The sequence below is a fragment of the Streptomyces spongiae genome (assembly GCF_009377185.1).
Taxonomy (GTDB): domain Bacteria; phylum Actinomycetota; class Actinomycetes; order Streptomycetales; family Streptomycetaceae; genus Streptomyces; species Streptomyces spongiae.
The window spans coordinates 1-6,936 of record NZ_VJZC01000532.1 but is presented as its reverse complement, the minus strand read 5'-3'; the positions used below and the strand labels follow the sequence as shown (position 1 = coordinate 6,936).

The window sequence follows — 6,936 nt, the reverse complement described above, 5'->3', positions numbered from 1 at the left end:
ACGCCCGAGGGGGACACGGGGGACAGCGGGAAAACGGGGGACACGGGGGATCACAGAAAAGCGGGACTGGAGGGCCGGGGGGTCCGTCCAGTCCCGCTTTTCGTGTCCGCGGGCTCGTGTCCGCGGGCGCCGACCGCCTACGCGGCCGTCCGTGCCTGTACGACCTGCCCCGCAGCTGCTGCGGCCAGTCGCCCAAGAGCCTCGTCCCGGTCGCAGGGATACGCGCCCAGTGCCGTCTGGTGGGCCACGATCGAGCGCTCCCGGCGCATCAGACGCCAGCCGCGGCGCAGCAGGAAGGGCACGGACTTGCGGCCCTCCTTCAGGTCGCGCAGGAAGCGGCGGCGGAACGTGGTGACCGGGCCGCGGGTGAGGCAGATGGCGTCGGCCAGGACGCCCAGGTCGCGACAGCGGGAGACGATCTCCGCGGCGAAGATGCCCTCCGCGATGAACACCGGCGCCCGCCCGACGGCGAGGGTCTCCGTACCGGTGCGGGCACTCAGGGAGATGTCGTACGCGGGGACGGTCGTCGAACCCGTGCGGCACAACTCCTCGATGGCGGCGACCGCGTCGTCGGCGCTCCAGGACAGCGGATGGTCCCAGTCGATGTCCGAACTGCCCACCACCTGCGGCAGCGTCGGGTCGTCGCCCTCCTTGTAGAAGTCGTCCAGCCGGAGCACGGACAGGCCGGAACGGGCGGCGAGAAGGGACTTGCCGGACCCGGACGGGCCGGACAGCAGGACGACCCGGATCGGTGTCGGAGGATGCGAACTCACGAGAGTCCAGTGTGAGGCATCGCGCGGCTCTCGCCGAGACAGCGGGTCGCCGGTGGAGCGCACATCACATCTCAACTACCCTTCGTGTTCGTACCATTACCCAGAGCAGTAGAAGGTGGCACCAGTCCATGGCACGACACTCGGCCCCTCACCCCTCGACCGCCCGGCGCGCGGTGCTGGCCCTCACGACCGCGTCAGTCGCCCTCGGCGCGGGCGCCACCGCGACCGCCGCGGACTCGGAACGCGCCGTGGGGGCGGTGCGCGCCGCGCCCGACGGCCGCCCCGGCAAGACCGACCTGAAGGCCGGGACGCAGGCCCTGACCGGCTCCGTCCGGCACGCCACCGGCCCGGCCGAGGACCTCAAGCCCAACCCGCTGGCGGGCACGGGCGTCGACCCGCTGGACAACGGCGTCGGCACGCAGGTCGCCGACTTCAAGCCCGTGTCGTCCCGTGACGTGACGGGGCCGGTGGCGCAGGCCCCGTCGACGGGCGGCATCCCGCTGCTGGGGCAGATTCCGGGGCTCCTGCACGGATGAGGGTCTGACGGTCGTTGCGGGACGCGGGGCGGAGCCGCATGGCGTTACCCGCCCCGCGCCCCTGACGGAGCTCAGTACGACGGAGCTCAGTACGACGAGCCGGACGCGCCCAGCGACCCCGTCGGGTGCCAGACCGTCTTCGTCTCCAGGAACGCCGTCAGCCGCTCGGTCCCCGGAGTCGCCGACCAGTCGGCGTTGTCCACAGGCTGTGGACGAAGAATCCGCTTCAGGTTGTCCGCCGCCGCGATCTCCAGTTCCTTCGCCAGTACGTCATCGGCGCCCGCGAGATCGATCGCGTTGACGTCCTGGTGGGCCGCGAGGGGCGCCGCGATCTCCGCCGTACGGCCCGAGAGCACGTTGACGACACCGCCGGGCACGTCGGAGGTGGCCAGTACCTCGCCCAGGGAGAGGGCAGGGAGCGGGAACTTCTCGGAGGCCACGACCACCGCCGTGTTGCCGGTCGCGATCACCGGGGCGATGACGGACACCAGGCCCAGGAAGGACGACTCCTGTGGGGCGAGGACCGCGACCACGCCCGTCGGCTCGGGGGAGGAGAGGTTGAAGAACGGCCCCGCGACCGGGTTGCCGCCGCCGACCACCTGGGCGATCTTGTCGGTCCAGCCCGCGTACCAGACCCAGCGGTCGATCGCCGCGTCCACCTGCGCCGCCGCCTTCGACTTCGACAGGCCCTCGGCGTCGGCGACCTCGTGGACGAACTGCCCCCTACGGCCCTCCAGCATCTCCGCCACGCGGTAGAGGACCTGGCCGCGGTTGTACGCCGTCGCGCCGGACCAGGCGCCGAACGCCTTGCGGGCGGCCACGACCGCGTCACGGGCGTCCTTGCGGGAGGAGAGGGGCGCGTTCGCCAGCCACTTGCCCTGCCCCGCCGCGTCAGCGGCTGATGTCTTCGCCGTCACCTCGTACACCCGGCCGCTCTCGGAACGCGGGAACTTCCCGCCGACGTACAGCTTGTAGGTCTTGAACACACTGAGACGGTCAGACATCGAGGTACGCCTCCAGGCCGTGGCGGCCGCCCTCGCGGCCGAAGCCCGACTCCTTGTAGCCGCCGAACGGCGAGGTCGGATCGAACTTGTTGAACGTGTTGGACCAGACGACACCCGCACGGAGCTTGTTCGCGACCGCCAGGATGCGGGAGCCCTTCTCCGTCCAGATGCCGGCGGACAGGCCGTACGGGGTGTTGTTGGCCTTGGCGACCGCCTCTTCCGGGGTGCGGAAGGTCAGCACGGACAGCACCGGGCCGAAGATCTCGTCGCGGGCGACGGTGTGCGCCTGGGTGACGTTCGTGAAGAGGGTCGGGGCGAACCAGTAGCCGGAGGAGGGGAGTTCGCAGGCCGGGGACCAGCGCTCGGCGCCCTCCGCCTCGCCCTGCTCGGTGAGCGCGGTGATCCGGGCCAGCTGCTCGGCCGAGTTGATCGCGCCGATGTCCGTGTTCTTGTCGAGCGGGTCGCCGAGGCGGAGGGTGGAGAGCCTGCGCTTGAGCGACTCCAGCAACTCGTCGTGGATCGACTCCTGGACCAGGAGCCGGGAGCCCGCGCAGCAGACCTGGCCCTGGTTGAAGAAGATGCCGGTCACGATGCCCTCGACGGCCTGGTCGACGGGTGCGTCGTCGAAGACGATGTTGGCACCCTTGCCGCCCAGTTCGAGCGTGAGCTTCTTGCGGGTGCCCGCGACGGTCCGCGCGATCTCCTTGCCGACGGCGGTGGAGCCGGTGAAGGCGACCTTGTTGACGTCCGGGTGCGCGACGATCGCCGCGCCCGTGTCGCCGTATCCCGGAAGGATGTTGACGACGCCCTTGGGCAGGCCCGCCTGGCGGCAGATGTCCGCGAAGAAGAGGGCGGAGAGCGGGGTCGTCTCGGCGGGCTTGAGGACGACCGTGTTGCCGGTCGCCAGGGCCGGGGCGATCTTCCACGCCAGCATCAGCAGCGGGAAGTTCCAGGGGATGACCTGGCCCGCCACACCCAGCGGCCGGGGGCTCGGGCCGAAGCCTGCGTGGTCGAGCTTGTCGGCCCAGCCCGCGTAGTAGAAGAAGTGGGCGGCGACCAGGGGGAGGTCGGCGTCCCTCGTCTCCTTGATGGGCTTGCCGTTGTCCAGCGTCTCCAGGACCGCCAGCTCGCGGCTGCGCTCCTGGATGATGCGGGCGATGCGGAACAGGTACTTGGCGCGCTCGGAGCCCGGCAGCGCCGACCACTTCTCGAAGGCCCTGCGCGCCGCCTTCACGGCACGGTCCACGTCCTCGGAACCGGCCTGGGCGACCTCGGAGAGGACCTCCTCGGTGGACGGCGAGACGGTCTTGAAGACCTTGCCGTCGGCCGCCTCGGTGAACTCGCCGTCGATGAACAGGCCGTACGAGGGCGCGATGTCGACGTTTCCGCGGGACTCGGGCGCGGGTGCGTACTCAAAAGCCATGAGGGATCAGTCCACCGTCACGTAGTCGGGGCCGGAGTAGCGGCCGGTGGCCAGCTTCTGACGCTGCATGAGCAGATCGTTCAGGAGCGAGGAGGCGCCGAAGCGGAACCAGTGGTTGTCCAGCCAGTCCTCGCCGACGGTCTCGTTGACCAGGACGAGGAACTTGATCGCGTCCTTGGTGGTCCGGATGCCGCCGGCGGGCTTCACCCCCACCTGTACCCCGGTCTGGGCGCGGAAGTCGCGGACCGCCTCCAGCATGAGGAGGGTGTTCGCGGGGGTGGCGTTCACCGCGACCTTGCCGGTGGACGTCTTGATGAAGTCGGCCCCGGCCAGCATGCCGAGCCAGGAGGCGCGGCGGATGTTGTCGTACGTCGCGAGCTCGCCGGTCTCGAAGATGACCTTCAGCCGGGAACTCGTCCCGCAGGCCTCCTTCACCGCGACGATCTCGTCGTACACCTTCATGTAGTTCCCCGCGAGGAACGCCCCGCGGTCGATGACCATGTCGACCTCGTCGGCGCCCGCGGCCACGGCGTCGCGCACGTCGGCCAGCTTCACGCCGAGCGCGGCGCGGCCCGCCGGGAACGCGGTGGCGACCGAGGCGACCTTCACGTCCGAGCCGGCGACGGCCTCCTTGGCGACGGCCACCATGTCGGGATACACGCAGACGGCCGCGGTCGCGGGGGTCGTACGGTCGGTCGGGTCGGGGCGGACCGCCTTGGCGCCGAGCGCCCGGACCTTGCCCGGGGTGTCCGCGCCTTCCAGCGTCGTCAGGTCGACCATCGAGATGGCGAGGTCGATGGCGTACGCCTTCGCGGTCGTCTTGATGGAACGGGTGCCGAGCGAGGCGGCGCGCGCCTCCAGGCCGACCGCGTCGACGCCGGGCAGCCCGTGGAGGAAGCGGCGCAGCGTGCTGTCGGACGCGGTGACGTCAGCAAGTGCGTGGGATGCGGTGATGGGCATGGTCACCAGACGAGCATATCTACGCGCGTAGCGGCTGTACAGCCCCGTTGGCAGGACAGGGAGGAGGACCGGGAGGAGGGTCGGCGGAGGCGTCGTGCAGAATCGGGGCATGAGCACCTCCGACCACCAGTCACCCGAGCCGGAGCCGGAACCGGAGCCGGGGCCGGGGCCTTCGGAGTCCGCGCGCCCCGCGAAGTCCGAGAACTCCGCGAAGCCCGTGGAGTCCCCGAAGCCGCCGAAGTCCCCGAAGTCCGCGTACAACGACCGGGTCTACCGCTCGCCCGGCGGGATGGTGGGCGGTGTGCTGCTCCTCGCCATCGCCGGCTGGCTCGGCGGCGACGCGATCGTCACGGGTCACGGCCGCACCCCGTGGCTGGCACTCGCCACGCTGCTGTGCGTCGTCCCGCTGGTGATCGCCTTCTCGGTGCGGCCCGCCGTCTTCGCGAACGACGACCGGTTGCGGGTGCGCAACCCGTTCCGGGTGGTCGTGCTGCCCTGGGCCACGGTCGCCTCGCTGCGCTCCGGCTTCTCGAACGAGGTGGTCGACGAGTCCGGCACCAAGTACCAGCTCTGGTCCGTCCCCGTCTCACTCCGCGCCCGCAAGCGCGCCAACCGCCGGCAGGGCCGCGCGGATCAGGGCCGGGCAGCCACCGTGTCCGACCTCAGCGGGCGGACGTCCCTGGCCACCGGGCCCGTGCGCGCTCCGTCCGACCAGATCATGGACGACCTGCGCGAGCTGTGCGAGGCACGGGCCAAGGCGGCGGACTCGCAGGGCGAGCCGAGCGTGCGGTGGTCCTGGGAGATCATGGGCCCGGCGATCGCGGGAGCGGTGCTGTTGGTGATCCTGATCGCGGTGGGCTGACCCGGCCTGGGGGTGGAGAGGCCGTCGATTGCTCTTTCTGGTTGTTCTCGCAGGTTCTCTCTGCGGCCGGTTCAGATGCCTGCCGCTGCCGAGAGGTCGTGCTTGATCGTCGTCAGCAGGTCCGTCGCCTTCACGTGTGCCGCGGGGAGGTCGGCGTGTGAGGCGACCGGGACCACGACCTCCAGGTAGCACTTCAGCTTGGGTTCCGTGCCGCTCGGGCGGACGATCACGCGGGCGCCGTCCAGGGTGTAGCGCAGCCCGTCCGTGGGCGGCAGCTTGTCGGTGCCCTGCGTCAGGTCCTCCGACCCGGTGATGGGCAGGCCCGCGAGCCGCGTCGGGGGCTGTTCCCGCAGGCGGCGCATGGCATCCGCGATGAGGGACAGGTCCTGTACGCGGACCGAGAGCTGGTCGGTGGCGTGCAGGCCGTGCTCGACCGCGATGTCGTCCAGGAGGTCGAGGAGCGTGCGGCCCTCGGACTTCAGCTGCGATGCCAGCTCCGTGATCAGGAGCGCGGCCGTGATGCCGTCCTTGTCGCGCACGCCCTCCGGGTCCACGCAGTAGCCGAGCGCCTCCTCGTAGCCGTAGCGCAGGCCCTCGACGCGGGCGATCCACTTGAAGCCGGTGAGCGTCTCCTCGTACGGCAGGCCCGCCTTCTCGGCGATCCGGCCGAGGAGGGAGGACGAGACGATCGACTCGGCGAAGGTGCCGGTCGCTCCGCGGGCGACCAGGTGGGTGGCGAGCAGGGCGCCGACCTCGTCGCCGCGCAGCATGCGCCAGTCGGCGTCCGCGCCCTCGCCGTCCCTGACGGCCACCGCGCAGCGGTCGGCGTCCGGGTCGTTCGCGATGATCAGGTCGGGGTTCGTCTCGCGGGCCTTCGCGAACGCCAGGTCCATGGCGCCCGGCTCCTCCGGGTTGGGGAAGGCGACGGTCGGGAAGTCCGGGTCGGGGTCGGCCTGCTCGGCGACGAGGGCGGGGGCCGGGAAGCCGGCCCGGGCGAAGGCGGCGAGGAGGGTGTCCCTGCCGACGCCGTGCATCGCCGTGTAGACCGTGCGGGCGGTACGGGGGGAGCCGGGGGCGAGGACGGCGTCCGTACGGGCCAGGTAGGCGTCGAGGACCGTGTCGTCGAGGGTCTCCCAGCCGGTGTCCGGGCGTGGGACCGTGGTGAGACTGGTGATGGCGGCGATCTCCGCGGCGATCTCGGCGTCGGCCGGGGGCACGATCTGGGAGCCTCCCCCAGACTCCGTCCGGGGGTACCCCCAGCCGAGGTAGACCTTGTAGCCGTTGTCGCGGGGCGGGTTGTGGCTGGCGGTGACCTCCACGCCGGCGGCCGCGCCGAGGTGCCGGATGGCGAAGGCGAGGACCGGGGTGGGGAGGGGGC

General features: G+C 71.4%; 7 protein-coding genes. 2 read left to right on the top strand and 5 right to left on the bottom strand.

Annotation, left to right across the window (positions count from 1 at the left end; genetic code table 11):
* Positions 1 to 137: 137 nt before the first annotated feature.
* Complete coding sequence (locus FNH08_RS40565) at positions 138 to 773, bottom strand: uridine kinase family protein (protein WP_322726263.1); 636 nt, start codon at positions 771 to 773, stop codon at positions 138 to 140.
* Positions 774 to 901: 128 nt separating this feature from the next.
* On the opposite strand from FNH08_RS40565, the gene FNH08_RS40560 reads away from it, so the two are divergent.
* Positions 902 to 1,309 (top strand): hypothetical protein, encoded by a 408-nt coding sequence (locus tag FNH08_RS40560; RefSeq protein WP_152776527.1) that lies wholly within the window; start codon positions 902 to 904, stop codon positions 1,307 to 1,309.
* A gap of 86 nt (positions 1,310 to 1,395) precedes the next feature.
* Here FNH08_RS40560 and FNH08_RS40555 read toward each other — a convergent pair whose 3' ends face one another.
* Genes FNH08_RS40555 through deoC form a run of 3 tightly spaced genes read right to left on the bottom strand, consistent with a single transcriptional unit; the run spans position 1,396 to position 4,696 of the window.
* The gene (locus FNH08_RS40555) at positions 1,396 to 2,313 is read right to left on the bottom strand and encodes an aldehyde dehydrogenase family protein (RefSeq protein ID WP_152776526.1); all 918 of its coding nucleotides are present in this window, start codon (positions 2,311 to 2,313) and stop codon (positions 1,396 to 1,398) included.
* Complete coding sequence (locus tag FNH08_RS40550; protein WP_152776525.1) at positions 2,306 to 3,736, bottom strand: aldehyde dehydrogenase family protein; 1,431 nt, start codon at positions 3,734 to 3,736, stop codon at positions 2,306 to 2,308. Before FNH08_RS40550 ends, FNH08_RS40555 begins: the two co-directional genes overlap by 8 nt.
* A gap of 6 nt (positions 3,737 to 3,742) precedes the next feature.
* Positions 3,743 to 4,696 carry a deoxyribose-phosphate aldolase gene (gene deoC, locus FNH08_RS40545; RefSeq protein ID WP_152776528.1) on the bottom strand — a complete coding sequence of 318 codons (954 nt, stop codon included), beginning with the start codon at positions 4,694 to 4,696 and terminating at the stop codon, positions 3,743 to 3,745.
* A 109-nt stretch (positions 4,697 to 4,805) separates the two neighbouring features.
* On the opposite strand from deoC, the gene FNH08_RS40540 reads away from it, so the two are divergent.
* Positions 4,806 to 5,558, top strand: coding sequence for a PH domain-containing protein (locus FNH08_RS40540; RefSeq protein ID WP_152776524.1), 753 nt, complete (start codon positions 4,806 to 4,808; stop codon positions 5,556 to 5,558).
* Positions 5,559 to 5,629: 71 nt separating this feature from the next.
* On the opposite strand, the gene FNH08_RS40535 is transcribed toward FNH08_RS40540, so the two are convergent.
* A partial coding sequence (locus tag FNH08_RS40535; protein WP_152776523.1) for a phospho-sugar mutase occupies positions 5,630 to 6,936 on the bottom strand: 1,307 nt, incomplete at its 5' end.

What these genes read in the sequence shown, in the direction of transcription:
- FNH08_RS40540 (WP_152776524.1), top strand. Translation starts at nt 4,806, where the DNA reads ATGAGCACCTCCGACCACCAGTCACCCGAGCCGGAGCCGGAACCGGAG.
- FNH08_RS40550 (WP_152776525.1), bottom strand. Translation starts at nt 3,736, where the DNA reads ATGGCTTTTGAGTACGCACCCGCGCCCGAGTCCCGCGGAAACGTCGAC.
- FNH08_RS40555 (WP_152776526.1), bottom strand. Translation starts at nt 2,313, where the DNA reads ATGTCTGACCGTCTCAGTGTGTTCAAGACCTACAAGCTGTACGTCGGC.
- FNH08_RS40560 (WP_152776527.1), top strand. Translation starts at nt 902, where the DNA reads ATGGCACGACACTCGGCCCCTCACCCCTCGACCGCCCGGCGCGCGGTG.
- deoC (WP_152776528.1), bottom strand. Translation starts at nt 4,696, where the DNA reads ATGCCCATCACCGCATCCCACGCACTTGCTGACGTCACCGCGTCCGAC.